Genomic DNA, 1,875 nt, shown 5'->3' with positions numbered 1-1,875 from the left:
CACCTGACCTGCGAGATCGCGGTGGTTTGGGGCGCGTGGGATGGGTATGCGGGCGCCCGGAGGTGAGTGGGCATGGCTTCAGGTGGGTCGCGCAAGGGGCTCTGGATCGCGGTGGCCGTGGTGATCATCATCATCGTCATCGTGTTGATCGCGATCGCGTCCGGTGGCGACGGTGGAGGCAACGGGTACTGACAGCGGCGCGGCGGGGGAACGCCGACATCGCCCGACGCTTACCGGCGGTGGATGGCGAACGGGTATATAACAGTCGGCATGGCCGAGCAGACCGGGAGCGCCCCGGGCGCCCAGCGGTTCATCCCGCCCGACGCCGACACCATCGACGAGCTGCGCGCCGCCTCGGGTGGCTGCCAGGGGTGCGAGCTGTACCGGGACGCCACACAGACGGTCTTCGGCCGTGGTGACGAGAGCGCCCGGGTGGTTCTCGTCGGCGAACAGCCGGGTGACATGGAAGACCAGAAAGGCCTGCCCTTCGTTGGTCCGGCGGGGCGGCTGTTGCGCAGGGCGGTCGACGACGCGGGGCTCGACCCCGGGCAGATCTACCTGACCAACGCGGTGAAGCACTTCCGCTTCGAGCTGCGCGGCAAGCGGCGTATCCACCAGACCCCGGACCGGGTGCACATCACCGCCTGTCGGCCCTGGCTGGTCGCCGAGTTCGCGCGGCTCGACCCGGAGATCGTCGTGGTGCTCGGCGCCACCGCCGCGAAGGCGCTGCTCGGCCCGGCGTTCCGGGTCACGAAGCAGCGCGGGGAACTGCTGCCCTGGCCGGCGTCGGCCCAGCATCCGGAGGACTTCACCCAGGTCCCGGTGGACAGCGCGGGCACGCTGGCCGACGCGCCGCCGGCCCGCCTGCTGGCCACCATCCACCCGTCCGCGGTGCTGCGCGCCGACGATCAGGACAAGGCGTACGAGGGGTTGGTCGCCGACCTGACCGTCGGCGCCCGCGCCCTGGCGGGCTGACACCCGCCCTGCCCTGACACCCGCCCTGGTCGTCGCCCGCGCCCGGCCGACTGAAGCTCTGCCGTCGCTGTGCGGCTCCAGATCTTGGACAGTTACCGTTCGCGAGGAACGGTAACTGTCCAAGATTGACGATGCGGTGGCGACGCCGGAGGGACGAACGTCGGCTCGGCCGACAGCGAAACCCACTGCCGCTGATCGGCACGGGTGCGCGAGGATGGGTCACCCCCGTCCTGAGGAGCGCCGATGGCCACCGACCTGACCGCGCCGCGTACCGTCCGGCCCGACGTCGCGCCGATCCAGCGGCGTACCCTGCGGCTGCTCTTCACCACCCAGATCGTCGGCGGCATCGGCGTGACCATCGGCATCGCCGTCGGCGCGCTGCTCGCCGCCCGGATCGCCGGCACCGCGGTGGCCGGCCTGGCGCAGAGCGCCGGGGTGGTCGGCGCGGCGCTGCTCGCCATCCCGGTCACCCGGATCATGGCCCGGCACGGCCGGCGGCCGGGCCTGGTGCTGGCGTACGCGGTCGGCGCCGTCGGCGGCGTGCTGGTCGTGCTGGCCGCGGCCACCCGCTGGGTGCCGCTGCTCTTCCTCGGCATGCTGCTCTTCGGCGGGGGCACCGCCGCGAACCTCCAGGCGCGCTACACGGCGGTGGACCTCGCCGAGCCGGCCCGCCGGGGTCGGCAGCTCTCCCTGATCGTGTGGGCCACCACCATCGGCGCGGTGGCCGCGCCGAACTTCGCCGCGCTGGCCGACCGGGTCACCACCGGCTGGGGGCTGCCGCCCCTGGCCGGCCCGTTCGCGTTCAGCGCTGCCGCGTTCGTGCTGGCTGGCGGCGTACTCCTCGGGTTGCTCCGGCCCGACCCGCTGCTCACCGCGCGCCGCCTCGCGGCGGCCGACGCC

The 1,875-nt window shown here is 73.4% G+C and carries 1 protein-coding gene and 1 pseudogene; both read left to right on the top strand.

What is annotated here, in order from left to right; translation table 11 throughout:
- The first annotated feature begins 270 nt into the window (after nt 1-270).
- The gene (locus tag DKT68_RS26940; RefSeq protein ID WP_109820186.1) at nt 271-975 is read left to right on the top strand and encodes a UdgX family uracil-DNA binding protein; all 705 of its coding nucleotides are present in this window, start codon (nt 271-273) and stop codon (nt 973-975) included.
- Nucleotides 976-1,218: 243 nt separating this feature from the next.
- Nucleotides 1,219-1,875, top strand: a pseudogene (locus tag DKT68_RS26935) (MFS transporter); the annotation flags it as partial.

Origin of the sequence: Micromonospora acroterricola (genome assembly GCF_003172955.1) — a bacterium.
In the GTDB taxonomy this organism is placed as follows: domain Bacteria; phylum Actinomycetota; class Actinomycetes; order Mycobacteriales; family Micromonosporaceae; genus Micromonospora; species Micromonospora acroterricola.
This window is presented reverse-complemented; position numbering and strand designations above follow the sequence as displayed.

What these genes read in the sequence shown, in the direction of transcription:
- DKT68_RS26940 (WP_109820186.1), top strand. Translation starts at nt 271, where the DNA reads ATGGCCGAGCAGACCGGGAGCGCCCCGGGCGCCCAGCGGTTCATCCCG.